The following is an 18,336-nucleotide window of genomic DNA, read 5'->3' as shown; positions in this document are numbered from 1 at the left end:
AGAGGGGCCGGTCCGCTTTCCAAGGGGATGCTCCGCGATCCCTGAGAAGATAAGCCTGTCCTACACCACTGGCGCCGGGATACGCTCCCCCACGCCGAGTCACGTGCTCGTCAGCGGCTCTTTGACCCTGTGCAGACATTGCGGAGCGAAGCTTCGGGGGCCCTGAAATTTTCCCGATTCCATGTGAATGTCGTCCATGTCGTCCATGTCGTCCATGTCGCTCGACCGCCGTGCGGTTATCGCGAAGCGCGCCGTCTTACGCGCATGGAAATCGAGGTGAGCGCGGAAGCGAAGGACAAGTCCCTCAACAAGCAGGTGGCGATCACCGTCGTCGTGCTGTCCGTGTTCGCCGGCCTGTGCGGGATCAAGGACGGCAACATCGTCCAGGCGATGCAGCAGGCGCAATCGGATTCGATCGACCTCTGGAGCGAATATCAGGCCGCGCGCACCAAGCTCCATATCGCGGAAAGCTCGCGCGTGCAGATCGCGCTGATCGGCGCCGGCCGGCCGGAAGCGGCCGCGCTGCTGGCCGATCTGGATCGCAACATCGTCAAATATCGCGTCGAAGCCCCGTCGCTTGCGAAGCGGGCGAAGGCACGCTCCGACGCCTATGACGCGCTCAACGTGCACGACGACCAGTTCGACGCGAGCGAGGCGGCCGTGTCCACCGCCATTTCGATCGCAGCGGTCGCCGCGCTCGCCGAGAGCAGCTGGCTTCTCTTCGCGTCCTGGGCGTTCGGCGCGTTCGGCCTGTTCATGGGCCTGTGCGGCTTTGCCGGCTGGGGCTTCCACCCGGACATCCTCAGCACGCTCCTCGGCTGAAAATCCCGGCTTTTTCGCGCTCTCTGCCGCGCCTGCGGCTTGCCTCGCACGCGCCATGCTTTATGCGGGCCGGATGCTGGACCAAGCGCCCCCGCCGCCGTCTGTGCAGGCTCCCGCGCCGGCCGCCGCTTATGCGATTCCGGCCGACCTGAAGGCGATGCTCGACGCCGCCATCGCCGATGGCGATGCGAAGACGATCGCCAAGCTGTTCGACTATGCCGGAAAGGCCCGCCCGGACCTTGCGCCGGCGCTCGCCGACATGCGGAACGCCTGGCAGGCGCAGGTCGCCGCCCGCGAGGCAGAGGCCGCCCAGGCCGCGCAGCGCAGGCTTGCCGAAGCGGGACCGTTCGACAATTGGTCCGGGCAGGTCGAGTTCGGCGCTTCCTGGTCGACGGGGCCGACCGACAGCCTCGGCGCCCTCGCCTCGCTCGACCTCAAGCGCGCCGGGATCGACTGGAGCCACGAGCTTCAGTTCCGCGGCGAGATCCAGGAAACCGACGGCGTGCGCGCGGTCGAGCGGCTGCTCGCTTCGTGGCAGCCGCGCTATGCGACGTCGGCCAAAAGCTATGTCTTCGGCCTGGGCCAATTCGAGCATGACCCCGCGCTCGGCTACGATCAGCGCTACACGGCCGGCATCGGCGCCGGCTGGTCGCTCAGCTCCGGCAAGAAGCTGAAGGTGGCGATCGAGGGCGGCCCCGCGCTTCGCCACACGATCAGCGATGAGGGAGCGGAGCAGACACGACTTGCCGGCCGTGGCACCCTCGATCTCGGCCTCGCGATCGGCCCGCGGCTCGATTTCACCCAGCGCGTCTCGGTCTTCTACGAGGACGGAACCAGCAGCGGCCTGCTCAGCTCCGCGCTCGACAGCAAGATTTCGGACAAGCTGAAGCTGCGGCTCAGCTACGAATACCGTGTCGAGGAAGATGGCCTGAGCGGCGTCAGCACCAGCGGCTCGATCAGCCGCGCGAGCCTCGTCTACAAGCTTTAGCCCATCTCCCGCGGAACCTTAGGCCGGCCAAGTCGTTTCGGCGTCCAACCAGCCGTCGGGCCTGCATGGCCGGCGAGATCACCGGGTTGCATCGGTAGCGCGTAGTCTGATCCCTCGGGAGTGAACGCGATGGTTCCTGCCCTGCTCATAGCCTCCGCCGCGCTCTTGTTGTCCCCGCCCATGCCGCCCGCTGTCGACCGGGCCGACAACCCGCCCAGTACAAACCTGTTCGTCAACGGCAGCTTCGAAACGCCGGTCCTGCCCGGCTCGCAGTTCGTCAGCTATGTCGTCGGATCGTCGGGCCTGACCGACTGGACGATCGTCGGACCGGCCGGCCAGGCGCTCAGCCAGGTGCCGTCGACCTTTGCCGGCAATCCTCCCTTCCAGTTCCCGGCAGAGGACGGCAACCAGTGGATGGACCTGACCGGCTTCAACAACAACGCGCCGGTCGGCCTCGCCCAGACCGTCGCGACTACGCCCGGTCAGGCCTATGCGATCACTTTCTGGGTCGGCAATGTCTCGGGCGGCCTGTTCGGCACGACCAGCACCGTCAATGTCGAGCTGAGCCAGGGCGGCGGCGGCAGCTGCACGAACTCGACCCCCGGGCTGGTGCTCAGCTGGATGAAGTGCATGGTCGACTTCACCGCGAACGGGGCCAGCACCACGATCACCTTCCGCAACGGTGACCCGGCGTTCGATAACTCGAACGGACTCGACAATGTCTCGGTCGAGCTGGCCCGGAGCGCGGTCCCCGAACCGGCCGGCTGGGCGATGCTGATTGCCGGATTCGGCCTGACCGGCGGCAGGCTGCGGCGGCGGGCGGCCCGTCCGTCCTTCCGAATGGCCAAGCCGGGCTAACAAGGCGCAAAGCCAGTTCGCGGTTGCGGCGGAGGCTGGTCCCCGCATAGGGAGCGGCCTGTGCAGGCTCATCCCTCCCCGCTCGCGATTCCCGACTTCCGCGCTTTCTGGATCGCCCGCTTCTCCGCGGTGCTGGCGACGATGTCGATGGTCGTGATCCTGGGCTACCAGATCTACGACACGGCGCGCGCCGACTATGGCATGTCGGTCAGGGAAGCGAGCTTCTATCTGGGCCTGGTCGGCTTCGCCCAGTTCGTGCCGCTGTTCCTGCTGACGCCCGTTGCGGGCTGGGTCGCGGATCGCTTCGAGCGGCGGCTGGTCGCGCGCCTTGCAAACGGCATCGACCTGGTGATCGCGCTGTCGCTGGGCTTCGCGACCGCGTCCCACGCGCTGACCCTGCCGCTGCTGTTCGGGCTGGCCGCCCTGCACGGCGTCGCGCGCGTGTTCCTCGGCCCGTCGATGACGGCGATCGCTCCGAACATCGTTCCGCCCGCGGTCCTGCCACGAGCGATCGCGATGAGCTCGATCGCGTGGCAAAGCGCCTCGGTCGGCGGACCCGCCCTTGCCGGCTTCATGTACCATGTCGATCCGGCGCTGCCCTACTGGATCGCGTCCGGTTTCCTGGTGCTCTCGATGCTGGCGCTGACCCCCATTCGCCGCATCATGCCGACGGCCATGTCCGGGAGCAACCACCCGATCCGGCAGATGGTCGACGGGCTCGGCTATGTCCGCACCCATCGGTTCCTGCTGGGCGCGATCACGCTCGACCTGTTTGCGGTGCTGCTGGGCGGCGCGACCGCGCTGCTGCCCGTATATGCGCGTGACATCCTGCACGTCGGGCCCGAAGGCCTGGGCTGGCTGCGTGCCTCTCCGGCGGTCGGCGCGGCCGTGGTCGCCCTGTGGTTCGCCTGGCGTCCGCTGCACCACAATGTCGGCGTCAAGATGCTGCTGGGCGTCGCCGGCTTCGGCGCGGCGACCCTGGCCTTCGGCTATTCCAAATCGATGATGACCTCGATGGCCGCCCTGATCGTGCTCGGCGGCATGGACATGCTGTCGGTCTATGTCCGATCATCGCTGGTCCAGCTCCACACGCCGGATGCGATGCGCGGCCGCGTATCGGCGGTCTCGGGCCTCGCCATCTCAGCGTCGAACGAGCTGGGCGAGCTCGAATCCGGGCTGCTCGCCTCCGTTCTTGGCCCGATCGGCGCTGTCGCGTTCGGCGGGATCGGCGCCATAGCCGTCGCCGGCATTTGGGCCTATCTGTTCCCCGAAATCCGCCGCGCCCGCACCTTCGATCTGCCCGAAACCGCCCTTCCCGAAGCCGTGATGCAGGAGAAGCCCGCATGAAAGCCGCCAATATCCTCGAAACGATCGGCAACACGCCGCACATTCGGATCAACCGCCTGTTCGGCGACGCAGAGGTGTGGATCAAGTCGGAACGGTCGAACCCCGGCGGCTCGATCAAGGACCGCATCGCGCTGTCGATGATCGAAGATGCAGAGCGCACCGGCAAGCTGAAGCCGGGCGGCACGATCGTCGAGCCGACCTCCGGCAACACCGGCATCGGCCTGGCGATGGTCGCGGCCGTGAAGGGCTACAAGCTGATCCTGGTGATGCCCGAAAGCATGTCGCTTGAGCGTCGCCGCCTGATGCTGGCCTATGGCGCGACCTTCGATCTCACGCCGAAGGAAAAAGGCATGAAGGGGGCGATCGAGCGCGGGCTTGAGATCGTCGACAGCACGCCCGGCGCCTGGATGCCGCAGCAGTTCGACAATCCTGCGAACATCGCCGTGCATGCCGAGAAGACGGCGCAGGAGATCCTGAGGGACTTCCGCGACACGCCGATCGACGTGCTGATCACCGGCGTCGGCACCGGCGGCCATATCACCGGCTGCGCCGAGGTGCTGAAGAAGGAATGGCCGAACCTGCAGGTGTTCGCGGTCGAGCCGACCTTGTCCCCCGTCATTTCCGGCGGCCAGCCCGGCCCGCACCCGATCCAGGGCCTTGCCGCCGGCTTCATCCCGGAAAACCTGCACACCCAGCTGCTCGACGGCGTGATCCTGGTCGAGGCGGAAGTGGCCAAGGACATGGCCCGCCGCGCCGCGCGAGAGGAAGGCATGCTGGTCGGCATCAGCTCGGGCGCGACGCTCGCCGCGATCCTGCAAAAGCTTCCCGACCTGCCCGACAATACCCGCGTGCTGGGCTTCAACTACGACACCGGCGAACGCTACTTGTCAGTGCCGGATTTCCTGCCCGAAGCCTGACACTTGATCGCGTAAACCACCAATCTCATCTTAACCGAACTGACAGCGCGGGCGCATTCTGTTATGCGCCCGCGCTTGTCTGTTCGGAGACTGGCGTGTTCGCAAGGCTGAGGACGAGGCGGGACCTGCATGACATGATCGCCACGGCGGTCATGGCGCTTCTGGTCGCCGCGGGCGTCTGGGCCGCCCAGAGCCGGGGCGCCGCCTTCCTGGCGGGCAGCGGAAAAATCGTCCAGCTCTCCGAATCCCGTCTCGCGCCGCCGCCGAACGTTCCCGCTCCTCCGGTCGAGCCGCTTCGATATATCGATGTCGCGCCGGACGACGCAGTAAAGATCAACGCGTCGATCCCCTTCTCGACCGAACCCAATCCTGCCGCCCGGCCCTTCAAACTGAAGAGCGGCAGCGACGATTATGCGCGCTCGCTCGATTGCCTTGCGGCCGCTGCCTATTACGAAGCCGCCGCCGAGGGCGACGACGGCATGCGGGCGGTCGCGCAGGTCGTGCTCAACCGCCTCCGCCATCCCGCCTTCCCGAAAACGATCTGCGGCGTCGTGTTCCAGGGCTCCGACCGCGACACGGGCTGCCAGTTCACCTTCACCTGCGACGGCTCCCTCGCCCGCATTCCTTCGGTCTCAGGCTGGAAGCGCGCGCGAGAGATCGCGGAGGCCGCCTTGAAGGGCAAGGTGTTCAAGCCCGTCGGCTATTCGACGCACTATCACACCAATTGGGTCGTGCCTTACTGGAGCGGCACGCTCGACAAGGTCGCGGCAGTCGGCAGCCACCTTTTCTTCCGTTGGCAAGGCTGGTGGGGCACGCCCGGTGCCTTCCGCGGCGACTATGCCGGGTCCGAGCCGGTGATCGCGAAGCTGGCGAGCCTGTCGCCGGCCCATGCCGCGGACGTGCAGCTCGCCGGCGATCAGACTGCGGTGCCGATCGAAAAGCTTGCCGAACGCGGCGCCAAGCAGGTGAAGATCGTGTCGCCCGGTGGTGACGCGTTCGTCGTTGTACTCGACAAGAAGGTGGGCGCGAGCAAATTCCCCGCGCTCGCCCTCGCCGCCTGCGGTCAGAAGGATTTCTGCAAGTTCATGGGCTGGACCGACCCGCGCAAGGCGCCGAAGGGTTTCCCGATCGAGGCCGAGCAGCATCAGGCGCTGTCGTTCAGCTATCTCCGCAATCGTTCCAACGGCTTCGAAAAGATGCTCTGGAATTGCAAGGAATTCGTGCGGGCCGACCAGAGCCAGTGCATGAAGACCAGCTGATCCGCTCACCGCCGCCCTTCACCTCCCGCCCGATGTGTTCTAGCCGAGGGTCATGAACCCGGCGCCGCTCCGCTCTCTCAACCGCCCGATCGTGCTGATCGGCCTGATGGGCGCGGGAAAGACGACGGTCGGTCGACGCCTCGCCCAGCGGCTCGACCTTCCCTTCGTCGACGCGGACGAGGAGATCGAGGCGGCCGCCGGCATGTCCATTTCCGAAATCTTCCAGATGTTCGGAGAGGCCTATTTCCGCGACGGCGAACGCCGCGTGATCGCTCGGCTGATCGATGGCAGCCCGAAGGTGATCGCGACCGGCGGCGGCGCCTTCATGAATGAGCGCACGCGCGCCCTGATCCTCGAAAAAACGACCGCCGTCTGGCTGGAGGCCGATCTCGACACGCTGGTGGAGCGCGTGCGCCGCCGCTCCACGCGCCCGCTGCTGAAGGATCGCGACCCGCGCCAGGTCCTTGGCGACCTCGCCAAGCTTCGCAATCCCGTCTACGCGCTGGCGCCGATCCATGTCCGCAGCCAGCCCTCGCCGCACGATGCGACGGTCAAGGCCATCCTGAGAGCGCTTGCCCGATGACTGTCGTCCCCGTCGAACTCGGCGCCCGACGCTATGACGTGCTGATCGAAGCCGGCGCGCTCGGCCGCGCCGCCGAACTGCTGGCGCCCTTTGCCGGCGACCGGCTGATCGTCGTCACCGACGAGACCGTGGCTGCGGCGCAATTGCCGCGCCTGCGCCACCCCAACATCATTCCCCTGGTGCTTCCCGCCGGCGAAGCGACCAAGAACTGGTCGCATCTGGAAGCGCTCTGCGACGACCTGCTGGCGCTGGAGGTCGAGCGCGGCGAACACATTGTGGCGCTTGGCGGCGGCATGATCGGCGACCTGACCGGCTTTGCCGCCGCGATCGTCAAACGCGGCATCGGCTTCGTCCAGGTCCCGACGACGTTGCTCGCACAGGTCGACAGCTCGGTCGGCGGCAAGACCGCCATCAACGCCCGCGCCGGCAAGAACCTGATCGGCGCCTTTCATCAGCCGAGTTTCGTACTGATCGACCCGACCGTGCTCGACACCCTCCCCGCGCGCGAGCTCCGCGCCGGCTATGCCGAGGTGGTCAAATACGGGCTGATCGCCGACGACGGCTTCTTCGCCTGGTGCGAAGCGAATGCCGAGAAGCTGCTCGCTGGCGATCCCGAAGCGCGCGCCCACGCGATCGCGTACAGCGTCGCGGCGAAAGCCCGCATCGTCGCAGAGGACGAACGCGAGACCGCCGATCGCCGCGCGCTCCTGAACCTGGGCCATACCTTCGGACACGCGCTGGAAGCCGAGACCGGCTTCGGCCCGGCCCTGCTCCACGGCGAAGCGGTTGCCGCCGGCATGGGCCTCGCCTTCCGCTTCTCGGCCCAGCGCGGGCTTTGCTCACCGTCCGATGCAACGCGGGTTGCCGAGCATCTGCGGCGCATCGGCCTCCCGCACGATACTGTCTCAGCCGGCGTCACCGCGTCCGGCGAACGCCTCGCGGCCCATATGGCACACGACAAGAAGAAGGCCGGTGGCCGCGTGCCCTTCATCCTCGCCCACGGCATCGGCAAGGCGTTCGTCGACAAGTCGGTCTCGCTGGATGAGGTAGCCGCCTTCCTGGATGACCGGAAATAATCCTGACCGTCCGCAGCTCTTTGGCAGCGGCTAGGCCTTGGACACTGATCGGGTCCGTTGGTGAGAGGCGATGCATTCTTGCGCCGGTGCATGCCGGAGACCGACGAATCGGCCTACTCGTTCAAGAAAGGTGCTGGAGCATGCGTCGCGACGGCCACGCCCCGTGAGCTGGTGTCCACCCTTGAACGGAAAATGGCGCGCCCGGAACGATTCGAACGTCCGACCCTCAGATTCGTAGTCTGATGCTCTATCCAGCTGAGCTACGGGCGCGTGGGAAGCGGCGACATAGGCGGGTCGTTCGGCAGATGCAAGACCATTGCGAGGCACAATCGAACGACCTAGGCGGGGCGGCGATGAAGCGCCTGTTCCTCCTCGTTCCTCTCCTGCTCGCCGGCTGCGCCAGCGAAGGCGTCGGGCCCTCGCTCGCCAAGCGTCCGATCGAAGACCGCGACCTGAACGAGCCGGTGCGGCAGGTCGCGCCACCGGCTCCTGCCGACACGGCGCTCAAGGCGCAGATCGACGGCCTGATCGCGCGCGCCCAGACGGGACAGCGCGCGTTCGCGGCCTTGCTGCCCAAGGCAGAAGCCGCCGCCGCTTCCGCTGGCACCGAAGGCAGCGAGAGCTGGGTGGCGGCGCAACAGTTGCTGAGCGCGCTGGAAAGCGAGCGCGCGCCGTCGACATCAGCGCTGTCGGAGCTCGACACGCTGATCGCGATGCGGCTGAAGGACGGAAACGACGCCGGTCAAACGGAACTGCAGGCGGCCGACAGGCAGATCGAGGCTCTTGTTCAGGTGCAGCAAAGCGCCATCGATCGCCTCAGGGCGCAGATTCCCGGCTGATCGCCGCGCGGTGGGCGCGGCCATTCTCGACATAATGCGCGACGCCCATCGCGTTGCCGGCAATCTCGGCATCGGTCAGCTGGCGCATCAGCTTTGCGGGGCGGCCGCCCCAGAGCTCGCGCGGGCCGATCCGGCGACCGGGAGTGAGCATCGCGCCGGCGGCGAGCATGCCTTCGCTGTCGATCGCGCAGCCGTCCATGATAATCGCGCCGAGCCCGACAAAGCTGCGATCGGCCAGCGTGCAGCCGTGCACCATCGCCATATGGCCGATCAGCACATCCTCGCCGATGATCAGCGGGTGTCCTTCGGGCGTGCCGGGACGCGGCGAATCGACATGGCAGACGCTGCCGTCCTGGATGTTGGTGCGCGCGCCGATCGTCATGAAATTCACGTCCGCGCGCAACACGCAATTGTACCAGATGCTGACGTCCGGCCCGATCTCGATATCGCCGATCAGCCGGCAGCCGGGCGCGATGAAGGCGCTGTCATGGATGCGCGGCCGCTTGCCGTGGATTTCGATCAGCGTCACCCCGTCCATTCGTCGCTCCCGATCCTGTAGGTCACGTGCCGGCCATAGACGGGCATGTCGAAGTCGAGGTCCGGCCGCGGGGACATGCCGATGCGCCGCATCAGGCCCCAGCTGGGCGCGTTTTCCGTCATCGTGATCGCGTAGACCTGATCGAGCCCGAAGCGGCCGAACGCCAGCCCGAGCGCGGCGAGCGCAGCTTCTTTCGCATAGCCCTGGCCCCATGCCTGCTCGCGCAGGCGCCAGCCGATCTCGGGCTCGTCCACCAGGGCTTCCGGCGAATTGTCGATCCGCATCCGCTTCAGGCCGCAGAAGCCCAGGAAGGCGTTGTCCGCCTGCCGCTCGACGACCCAGAAGCAGAAGCCGTTTTCCGCCTCGCAAGCGCGGATGCGCTCGACCGCGGCCTCGATCTGCGCGCGAGTCTGGAGGCCGCCCAGATAGCGCGTGACCGCAGGCGTGTTGCAGGCGGACTCGAACGCGTCGGCATCCGCGTCGCGCCAGCTGCGCAGGAGCAGCCGTTCGGTCGCGTGAGAGAAGCTCATCGGAAAGCCTTCAGCAGCGGCAGGATGGTGGAATAATCGTCGGTCCAGCCGGCAAACCCGGGGTCGGCCTTGAGCGGACGCCATTTGCCGTTGGGCGGCGGGCGGGACGTGACCTGATCCAGCACCGCCGGATCGCGCGACATCAGGATCCAGTTGGAACTGAAAATGAAGCGCGACAACCCGGAGTCGGCCTGGACAGCATCATCATACCGCGCAGCCTCCCATCCTCCGTCGCGCGCCGCCGCGGCAATCACGGGCTCCAGGTCGAGAAAACGATTGGAAATATGGACCAGCAGCATGCCCTTCGGGGCAAGCACTCGGCCGTAGATCGCGAATGCTTCGCGGGTCAGCAGGTGCATCGGGATCGCGTCGGACGAAAAGGCGTCGAGGACGAGGACGTCGAGGCTGTCGGCCGGCATCTTCGCCAGGGAAAGCCGGGCGTCGCCCAGCACGATCTTCGCGTCCGGGTTGCAGCGCGCCAGGAACGTGAACGCGCCGCTTTCGCGGGCGATGTGGACGACGGTCGGATCGATCTCAAAGAACCGCCAGTCCTGTCCCGGCCGGGTGTAGCAGGCAAGCGTGCCCGTCCCCAGTCCCACCGCCCCGATGCGTGCGTTCGGACCGACGATCTCGGGCGTTCGCGACAGGGCCTGGCCGACGCCGGAATAGGGACTGTAATAGCTGGTCAACTCCCGCTCGAATCCGGGCGTGAGGCGCTGGATGCCGTGTGCGGTCGTGCCGTGCGCGAGCGTGCGGATGTCGCCTTCGTCGATGATCGTGTAGATGCCGAAATAGCTGCGATACCGCTCGCCCGGATGGAGCGTGCGCTGGATCGAATCCCAGCCGCCGAACACCAGCACCATCGCGGCGAGGCCGATCAAAAACGGCCAGCGTCGGCCGATGCAGAACAATGTGATCAGGCCGATCGCCGACGCGCCCATGGTCGAGCCGTGCGTGTTGAGCCACGGCAAGGGCCGCCGGATGGCAAGCCAGGCGATGGCGCATACGATGGCGGCATAGGCGATCGTGATCGCCAGCCGCCGGCCGCGCCCGCCCTCCCACCGTCTTTCGGAGATCCCGAACAGATAAGCCTGGGGGACCAGCGCGCCGGCGAGCAGGATCAGCAGCGGGTGTTCATAGGTCCAATCGAACAGCAGCGGCGCGAGCAGACCGGAAAAGAGGCCGCCCAGCACCCCGCCGACCGACATCGACAGGTAAAAGGAGGTGAGATGGCGCGGTGCGGGGCGGGACGTATACATCCGCGCGTGCAAGGTCACGGCGACCACGAACAGCAGCAGCAGCTGGACCGTCATCGCCAGCAGCGGCTCTCGGGATGCGTTCTGGAGCGACAGCCCGCCCATTGCGAGCATCACCACGGGGGAAAGGCGGCAGATCCCGGTGACGATGCTGCGGCCTTCGCTGAAGGCCAGCGTGAAGCTCAACAGATACAGGCCGAGCGGGATCACCCAGATCAGCGGCATCGCGACGATGTCGGTGGTCAAATAGGTGGTCGTCGACAGCATCAGGCCGGACGGCACGAAGGCCAGCAGCACCCACCAGAGCCGCTGCTTCAGCGTCGGCGGTGCTTCGGCGGAAAACCCCGCATCGGAGGTATCGAGTCCGGCGCGCGGCAGCACCGCCGCGCAGGCGAGCGTGAGGACGACCAGCAGGACATAGCCGCCGGTCCAGAGCGAACTCTGCTCGGCCAGCGCCAGCCGCGGCTCGACCAGCAGCGGATAGCTGAGCAGGCCGGTAAAGCTGCCGAGATTGGACGCGGCGTAGAGCGGATAAGGATCCTTGCCGCCCGTTGCCGCCGTATACCAGCGCTGGATCAGCGGCGCCTGCGCGGCGACGACGAAGAACAGCGGCCCGATCGACAGCAGCAGCAGCCAGGGCACCCAGAAGGCTGGCGACGCCGTTGCGGAGGGCACGCGGCCGATCAGCCCGATCGGCAGCATCAGCGCGGCAGCGGCCAGCAGGATCAGGTGGACGATCGACTGCGTGCGTACGTTCAGCCGCGCGAGACCATGCGCATAGGCGTAGCCGCCGAGCAGCAGCGCCTGGTAGACCAGCATCGCGCTGTTCCAGACCGCCGGCGCGCCGCCCAGCCGCGGCAGCGCCATCCGCGCGATCATCGGCTGGACGAGGAACAGAAGGAAGGAGCCGACGAAGATCGTGCCGACGAATAGCGGGCCGAGATCGCGCCGCGCCTCGCCCATCCGCTCCGCCTCGATCGCGCCGATTGCGGTCGCCACGTCCTTACTCCGCTTCCAGCGCCCGGGCTGCACTCTGGAGCGCGTCGATCGCTTCGTCGACATGCTCCAGATGCGCGCGGAAAGACAGGATTGCGGCGCGCAGATGCAGTCGGCCATAGATGCGGGTGGAGCTCAGGAACACGCGTCCATCATCCTGAATCCGCTTCGTCAGCCGTTCGTTGAAAGCGTCGATGTCGCCCTTTCCGGGCCGATACCGGAAGGCGAACACCGACAGGTCCGGCGCTGCGCCCGTTTCCCATCCCGGCAGCTCCGACAGGCGCGCGTGCATGTAGCGGGCCAGCCCGATCTTCTCCGATTGCGCCGCCCGGAACGCGTCCAGCCCGGCAAGCTGGATCGGAAGCCATAGCCGGAGCGCGCGGAAATGGCGGGTCAGCTCCGGCGACAGGTCGGCGGGCGATATATCCTCCAGCGCCGCGAAGGGCGTCAGGTAATCGGCGGCCGCGCTGAACGACGCGCGGAGCGTCCGTCCATCGCGGGCCAGCACGGCGCCCGTGCCATAGGGCAGGAACAGCGTCTTGTGCGGGTCGACCGCGAGCGTGTCGGCACGCTCGATGCCGCCCAGGACCGCTCGCCCTTCCGGGCACAACATGAACAATCCGCCGTAGGCGCCGTCGACGTGCATCCAGGCGCCGTAGCGGGCACAGAGCTCGGCAATCCCTGTCAACGGATCGACCGAGCCGGTGTCGACCGTTCCGGCCGAAGCGACGACGAGCCAAGGCCGCACGCCGTCGCGCCGATCCTGCTCCAGGGCGGCTTCGAGCGACTCGAGCGCGATGCGATGGTTCGCGTCGAGCGCGAGCGTCCGGCGCGGGGCGGCGCCCCGCCCGGCGATCTTCAGCGCCTTGTCGACGCAGTGATGCGCGGTCGGCGCGACATAGACCGCGCCGCCGCCGTCCTGATCGAGCGCGTCGCGCGCGGCGACGATCGCCGACAGGTTGGCGATGCTGCCGCCCGACGTCAGCGCGCCTGCCGCTTCGGCCGGGTAGCCGATGGCGTCGGCCAGCCACCGCACGCAGGCATTCTCCAGCCGCACCGCCCCCGGCGCGGCAGAGGCGAAGCCGGCATATTTGTTGGAGACGTCCGCGAGGAAGTCGCCAAGCGCGGAATGGAACAGCCCGCCCCCTGGGATATAGCCCATGAACCGGCCGGAAGCGGTCGCGATGCCGCGCTGCTCGATCTGGTCGGAGATGAAGGCAAGCGCTTCTTCGATCCCGGCAGGCGCGTCGGGAAAACCGGGCGCGGCGACAGGGCCGACGCGATAGGTCGGCGCGTCCGGCAGGGCGTCGAGGTATCGCTCGGCATGCGCCTGCACCGCCGCCATCAGCGCCGCGCGTTCGGCATGGTCGGGCTCGAGCGGCCGTGCCGCCGCGGCGAGTGCCTGCAGTCGGGCGCGATCGCTCAACGGCCGAGCAACCTTGCCGCCAGGGGCGCGTGGTAGGTGAGCACACCCGAACAGCCGGCGCGCTTCAGCGACATCAGGCTTTCCATCACCAGCCCGTCACGGTCCCCTGCCCCGGCCGCTGCCGCTGCCTCGATCATCGCATACTCGCCGGAGACGGCATAGGCGAAGACCGGCACCTCGAACCGCTCCTTCACCCGGCGGATAATATCGAGATACGGCAGCCCCGGCTTCACCATCACCGTATCGGCACCTTCGGCCAGGTCGAGCGCGACTTCGCGCAGCGCTTCCTCGGCATTGGCCGGGTTCATCTGATAGGTCTTCTTGTCGCCCTGCAGTCGCCCGCGCGAGCCGACTGCGTCGCGGAAGGGGCCATAGAAGGCGGACGCGTATTTGGCGGCATAGGCCATGATCTGGACGTTGGCGAAGCCCTCGCCCTCCAGTGCCGCGCGGATCGCGGCGACACGGCCGTCCATCATGTCGGACGGCGCGATGATGTCGGCGCCGGCGCGGGCCTGGTTCAGCGCCTGCTGGACCAGCACATCCTTGGTCGGATCGTTCAGCACATAGCCGGCCGCGTCGATCAAGCCGTCATGGCCGTGGGCGGTGTAGGGGTCGAGCGCCACGTCGGTCAGCACGCCGACCTCCGGCACCGCGTCCTTGATCGCCCGGATTGCGCGGCACATCAGATTGCCGGCGTTCAGTGCTTCGGCGCCGTCGTCGGTGCGGAGATGCTCCGGCGTGTTCGGGAACAGCGCGAGGCAGGGGATGCCGAGGTCGCGCGCTTCGCGGGCGCGGTCGACCATCTTGTCGACCGACCAGCGCGAGACGCCGGGCATGGTCGAGATCGGCTGCTCCACCCCCTCCCCTTCGGCGACGAACAGCGGCCAGATCAGATCGGCGGGCGTAAGGACGGTTTCGGCGTGAAGCGCGCGGCTCCAGGCCGAGGCGCGGGTGCGGCGCAGGCGGAGCGCCGGGTAGGAGGCATTGTGCATGCGCCCGACTAGCCCGAAGCGGCGTTCGGATGCCAGTGAAAGAGCTTCCCAAGCGCGCCGCCCTTGTCGTGAATGCGAAATCCCGCAAGGGCCGCGACCTGTTCGCACAGGCGTGCGAGCGGCTCAGGGCGCGCGGTATCGAGCTGACCGACGCGCATGCCGTGCGCGATCCAAGGGAGCTGCGGCCGACGATCCGGCGCGTGCTGGCCGCCGGTCCGCCGATGGTGATCGTCGGGGGCGGCGATGGAACGCTGTCGTCCGCCGTCGACGACTTCGTGCCGCACGATACGGTGTTCGCGCTGCTGCCGCTGGGGACGGCCAACAGTTTTGCGCGAACGCTCGGCATCCCGCTGGACCTGGAGGGCGCGATCGACGTCATTGCGTCTGGCGAGCGGCGGCGAATCGATCTGGGCATGATCGACCGGGACTATTTCGCCAATGCCGCGGCGATCGGCATGTCGCCGCTGATCGCGGAGACGATCCCGCATGGCCTGAAGCGATACCTGGGGCGAGTCGGCTATTTCGGCTGGGCGGCGGTGCAGTTCCTGCGCTTTCGCCCGTTCGAGCTGACCGTGGGCAACGAGACGATCGACGCCGTCGAGGTCCGCATCGCCAACGGGCGTTACCATGGCGGGACCAAGCTGGTGGACGATGCCCGGCTCGATAGCGGCGAGATCGTCGTCCAGGCGGTAATCGGCGACACCAGGCACCGGCTGGTGTGGAGCTGGGCCGCGAGCATCCTGCGGCTTCGCGCCCGCAAGCGCACGGTGCGCGAGTTCCACGGCGCCGAGCTCCGCATCTCGACCGACCCGCCACTGCCGATCTCGATCGACGGCGAAGTGCTCGCCCGCACGCCCTGCACCGCTCGGGTGGCGCGGGGCGTGATCGAGGTCGCCGCCCCTAGGCGGCCGGATTGAGCCTGCCACCCGGCTCGCTGGTGCCGAGCGCTTCCTCGCGGCATTCGACCTCAGGCACCGGCTGGGACATATGCGCGTCCCGCCAATGTCCGTATTTATAGTACCAGGCGGCAGCGACGAGCGTGACGATCGAGCCTGCGGGGAAGCTCAGCCACAGGGCATCCGTCCCGAGGAACGGCCGCGCGAGATAGATGAAGCCCAAACGCACCGGGAACATCGACACGGCCAGGATGATCAGCGGCGCGACCACGGCTCCGTTCGAGCGCACCACACCGAAATAGACCATCGTTACGCCGAACAGGATGAAGTTCCAGGTCGCGACCAGCTGGATATGCCGCGCGATCGGCAGCGCCGGGCTGTCGCCGCCCAGGAACAGGGCCAGCGCGGGACGGTCGACGAACAGCAACAGCACGACCAGCGCACCGGTCAGCACCAGGTTCTGCCCAATGCCCACGCGCGTGATCTGGGACACGCGATCCCAGGCGCCGGCGCCGATATTCTGCGCCGCCATCGCGCTCACGGCAGCACCGATCGCCATCGCCGGCATCTGGACATAGGTCCAAAGCTGCTGGGTAACGCCGAACGCGGCCGCGGTCTCCAGCCCTTCGGAGTTGACGAAGCCGATCATCACGATCGCCGCCAGCGAGATGACGATCATCTGCAGGCCCATCGGGAAACCCTTGACCATGATCGTCCTGAGCATGGCGATATCCGGCTTCAGATAGGTCAGCTCATGCCCGCGCAGCCGAAGCGGCAGGTCGCGCAGGTAGATGAAGCCGATCATCGTGGCGAGGCCGACCAGGTTCGCGATCACGGTAGCGGTCGCCGAACCCGCAATCCCCAGCCGCGGTGCCGGGCCGAGGCCAAGGATGAAGACCGGGTTCAGCGTGCTATCCAGGATCACCGACACGATCATGAAATAGAGCGGCGTCAGCGAATCGCCCGCGCCGCGCAGGCCCATCATCAGCAGGATGACGATCAGCGACATCGGGATCGCGAGGAAGATCACGCGAAGATAGTCGAGCGCAGGCTGATACGCCTCGATCGGCGTGCGCAGCAGCGTCAGGATCGCCGGCGCGAAGATCCAGCCGAGCACCGCGATCACGACCGTGACCGGCACGAACGCGCCAAGCGCCGTGCCGATCGCGCGGCGGCCGGAATCGATGTCGCGCCGGCCGAAGCTCTGGCCGACCAGGATCGTCGCGGCCATGCCGAAGCCGAACACGAACGCGTTCAGCAGGAACATGATCAGATTGGCATTGGCGGTCGCCGCCAGCGCATTTTCACCCAGGAAACGGCCGACCCACACCGCATTGATCGAGCCGTTCAGCGACTGCAGCACGCTGGAGCCGAGCGTCGGCAGCGCGAACAGCAACAGCGTGGAGCCGATCGGCCCCTGCGTCAGGTCGCGGCGTTTCCGGGGATTTTCACGCGCCATAGGCGTTCAAGACGCTCGAAAGATGACAAAGTTGACACGTGTGACGGCGATTTGGGCGCCTAACGCGACGATGCGCCGCGGCCTGGCGATGGTTGAAGCCCGTCATCGCAGCTAAGTGGCACAGACGCGGGGGTGTAGGACAGCGCAATCTCGTCATGCCGGATTCGATCCGGCATCCCACTTGCCTTCTCAAGAAGGTGGACCTCGGGTCAAGTCCGGGGTGACGATTATCCGAGACGCTTAAGCGCCGCCGATAGCCGTTCCGCTTCGGCCGACTTTTCGGCGTGATCGGCGCGGGCCTTCTCGACCGCCTCGGGCTTGGCGCGTTCGACGAAGCTCGGGTTCGACAGGCGGCCGGCGAGTGAGTCGCGTTCCTTCTCCGCTGCGGCGATCGCCTTTGACAGGCGGGCGCGTTCGGCGTCGAGGTCGATCACACCTTCCAGAGGCAGTCGGAAAATTGCGCCGTCGTAAGGAATGGATATAGCCGGAGCCGATGGCCTGTCGATCAGCTCAACATTGGATATGCGAGCCAGTCGCTGCAAACTGCCCAGATACTTCGCCGCCGATTCAAAGTTCGGTGCGGCGAACTTGTCTTCGCCTCCAATCTCCAAATGCATTTTTGTGCCCGGAGCGATGCCGAGTTCCGTTCGTGCAGAACGGATCAAATCGACTAAACCAATAAGCCAATTTACTTCTTGGGCCGCTTCCGGATCGATCGCACGCGCGTCGGCGATGGGCCATTTGGCGACGATCAGATCGTAGGGACGATCCCCCATCGCGTGCCACAGTTCTTCGGTGATGAAGGGCATGAACGGGTGGAGCATGACCAGGATCTGGTCCAGCACCCAGGCGGCGACGGCGCGGGTTTCGTCCCCCTCCCGCTCGCGGGAGGGGCTAGGGGTGGGACCGGTATTCGACTCCGCACCAAGTTCAGGCATTTGCCCACCCCCGGCCCCTCCCGCAAGCGGGAGGGGAGAAAGCACCGGCTTGATCAGTTCCAGATACCAATCGCAGAACTGGCTCCAGACGAACTGGTAGATCGTGTTCGCCGCCTCGTCATAGCGCAGGTCGGCGAGCGCGAGGTCGAGGCGCTGGACGGTCTTGATCGTCTCACCGACGATCCAGCGATTGACCGGCAGCGTCGCGGCGGGCGGTTCCAGCGACGTGGACGCGCCGATGCCGTTCGCCTGAGCGAAGCGGGCCGCGTTCCAGAGCTTGGTCGCGAAATTGCGATAGCCTTCGACCCGGCGCTCATCGAGCTTGATGTCGCGGCCCTGGCTTTCCATCGCCGCGAGCGTGAAGCGCAGCGCGTCGGCGCCGTATTTGTCGATCAGGCCCAGCGGATCGACCGTGTTGCCCTTGGACTTGGACATTTTCGACCCATCTGGCGCGCGGACAAGACCGTGGAGATACAGGGTCTTGAACGGCACTTCTTTCATGAAGTGCAAACCCTGCATGATCATGCGCGCATCCCAGAAGAACAGGATGTCGAAGCCGGAGATGAGGACGTCGTTGGGGTAGTGGCGCTGGAGCAAGCTCCTCCCCGGGACGGGG

17 protein-coding genes and 1 tRNA gene are annotated in these 18,336 nt (G+C 66.9%); 10 read left to right on the top strand and 8 right to left on the bottom strand.

Annotated elements, in window-relative coordinates:
* The first annotated feature begins 183 nt into the window (after positions 1 to 183).
* The 8 genes from SCH01S_RS08565 (at position 184) to aroB (ending at position 7,850) form a co-directional block, all read left to right on the top strand.
* Positions 184 to 822 carry a DUF4337 domain-containing protein gene (locus tag SCH01S_RS08565; RefSeq protein WP_245612201.1) on the top strand — a complete coding sequence of 213 codons (639 nt, stop codon included), beginning with the start codon at positions 184 to 186 and terminating at the stop codon, positions 820 to 822.
* Positions 823 to 877: 55 nt separating this feature from the next.
* A complete protein-coding gene (locus SCH01S_RS08560) occupies positions 878 to 1,810 on the top strand; it encodes a DUF481 domain-containing protein (protein WP_052733866.1) in 933 nt (310 codons plus the stop codon).
* A 180-nt stretch (positions 1,811 to 1,990) separates the two neighbouring features.
* Positions 1,991 to 2,668 carry a PEPxxWA-CTERM sorting domain-containing protein gene (locus SCH01S_RS17160; protein ID WP_052733865.1) on the top strand — a complete coding sequence of 226 codons (678 nt, stop codon included), beginning with the start codon at positions 1,991 to 1,993 and terminating at the stop codon, positions 2,666 to 2,668.
* Positions 2,669 to 2,728: 60 nt separating this feature from the next.
* Positions 2,729 to 4,015 carry an MFS transporter gene (locus SCH01S_RS08550; RefSeq protein ID WP_046348383.1) on the top strand — a complete coding sequence of 429 codons (1,287 nt, stop codon included), beginning with the start codon at positions 2,729 to 2,731 and terminating at the stop codon, positions 4,013 to 4,015.
* Positions 4,012 to 4,932, top strand: a complete 921-nt coding sequence (cysK, locus tag SCH01S_RS08545; protein WP_046348382.1) for a cysteine synthase A — start codon at positions 4,012 to 4,014, stop codon at positions 4,930 to 4,932. The genes SCH01S_RS08550 and cysK overlap by 4 nt, the downstream gene beginning before the upstream one ends.
* Positions 4,933 to 5,066: 134 nt before the next feature.
* Positions 5,067 to 6,191, top strand: a complete 1,125-nt coding sequence (locus tag SCH01S_RS08540) for a cell wall hydrolase (RefSeq protein ID WP_052733864.1) — start codon at positions 5,067 to 5,069, stop codon at positions 6,189 to 6,191.
* 52 nt (positions 6,192 to 6,243) lie between these two features.
* Positions 6,244 to 6,774, top strand: a complete 531-nt coding sequence (locus SCH01S_RS08535; protein WP_046348381.1) for a shikimate kinase — start codon at positions 6,244 to 6,246, stop codon at positions 6,772 to 6,774.
* Complete coding sequence (gene aroB, locus SCH01S_RS08530; protein WP_046348380.1) at positions 6,771 to 7,850, top strand: 3-dehydroquinate synthase; 1,080 nt, start codon at positions 6,771 to 6,773, stop codon at positions 7,848 to 7,850. Before SCH01S_RS08535 ends, aroB begins: the two co-directional genes overlap by 4 nt.
* 193 nt (positions 7,851 to 8,043) lie before the next feature.
* On the opposite strand, the gene SCH01S_RS08525 is transcribed toward aroB, so the two are convergent.
* Positions 8,044 to 8,120, bottom strand: a tRNA-Arg gene (locus SCH01S_RS08525).
* Positions 8,121 to 8,203: 83 nt separating this feature from the next.
* Here SCH01S_RS08525 and SCH01S_RS08520 point away from each other — a divergent pair.
* On the top strand, positions 8,204 to 8,689 hold the full coding sequence (locus SCH01S_RS08520) for a hypothetical protein (protein ID WP_052733863.1): 486 nt from the start codon (positions 8,204 to 8,206) through the stop codon (positions 8,687 to 8,689).
* On the opposite strand, the gene SCH01S_RS08515 is transcribed toward SCH01S_RS08520, so the two are convergent.
* The 5 genes from SCH01S_RS08515 to hemB are packed head-to-tail and all read right to left on the bottom strand — an operon-like array spanning position 8,667 to position 14,427.
* Positions 8,667 to 9,227 (bottom strand): gamma carbonic anhydrase family protein, encoded by a 561-nt coding sequence (locus tag SCH01S_RS08515; RefSeq protein WP_046348379.1) that lies wholly within the window; start codon positions 9,225 to 9,227, stop codon positions 8,667 to 8,669. The genes SCH01S_RS08520 and SCH01S_RS08515 overlap by 23 nt on opposite strands.
* Positions 9,215 to 9,757 (bottom strand): GNAT family N-acetyltransferase, encoded by a 543-nt coding sequence (locus SCH01S_RS08510; RefSeq protein ID WP_046348378.1) that lies wholly within the window; start codon positions 9,755 to 9,757, stop codon positions 9,215 to 9,217. The genes SCH01S_RS08515 and SCH01S_RS08510 overlap by 13 nt, the downstream gene beginning before the upstream one ends.
* Positions 9,754 to 12,012 (bottom strand): fused MFS/spermidine synthase, encoded by a 2,259-nt coding sequence (locus tag SCH01S_RS08505; RefSeq protein WP_369385535.1) that lies wholly within the window; start codon positions 12,010 to 12,012, stop codon positions 9,754 to 9,756. The genes SCH01S_RS08510 and SCH01S_RS08505 overlap by 4 nt, the downstream gene beginning before the upstream one ends.
* Positions 12,013 to 12,016: 4 nt before the next feature.
* Complete coding sequence (locus tag SCH01S_RS08500; RefSeq protein WP_046348377.1) at positions 12,017 to 13,435, bottom strand: pyridoxal phosphate-dependent decarboxylase family protein; 1,419 nt, start codon at positions 13,433 to 13,435, stop codon at positions 12,017 to 12,019.
* Positions 13,432 to 14,427 (bottom strand): porphobilinogen synthase, encoded by a 996-nt coding sequence (gene hemB / locus SCH01S_RS08495; protein WP_046348376.1) that lies wholly within the window; start codon positions 14,425 to 14,427, stop codon positions 13,432 to 13,434. The genes SCH01S_RS08500 and hemB overlap by 4 nt, the downstream gene beginning before the upstream one ends.
* Before the next feature lie 29 nt (positions 14,428 to 14,456).
* On the opposite strand from hemB, the gene SCH01S_RS08490 reads away from it, so the two are divergent.
* A complete protein-coding gene (locus SCH01S_RS08490) occupies positions 14,457 to 15,344 on the top strand; it encodes a diacylglycerol kinase family protein (RefSeq protein WP_046348375.1) in 888 nt (295 codons plus the stop codon).
* On the opposite strand, the gene SCH01S_RS08485 is transcribed toward SCH01S_RS08490, so the two are convergent.
* Both SCH01S_RS08485 and SCH01S_RS08480 read right to left on the bottom strand, forming a co-directional pair.
* A complete protein-coding gene (locus SCH01S_RS08485; RefSeq protein WP_046348374.1) occupies positions 15,328 to 16,782 on the bottom strand; it encodes an MATE family efflux transporter in 1,455 nt (484 codons plus the stop codon). The genes SCH01S_RS08490 and SCH01S_RS08485 overlap by 17 nt on opposite strands.
* Positions 16,783 to 17,009: 227 nt before the next feature.
* Positions 17,010 to 18,336 (bottom strand): class I tRNA ligase family protein (locus SCH01S_RS08480; RefSeq protein WP_046348386.1); only part of this gene is annotated, 1,327 nt, incomplete at its 5' end.

The organism is Sphingomonas changbaiensis NBRC 104936, assembly GCF_000974765.1.
In the GTDB taxonomy this organism is placed as follows: domain Bacteria; phylum Pseudomonadota; class Alphaproteobacteria; order Sphingomonadales; family Sphingomonadaceae; genus Sphingomonas_B; species Sphingomonas_B changbaiensis.
The sequence above is the reverse complement of the archived record's forward strand: the minus strand, read 5'-3'. Positions and strand labels throughout refer to the sequence as shown.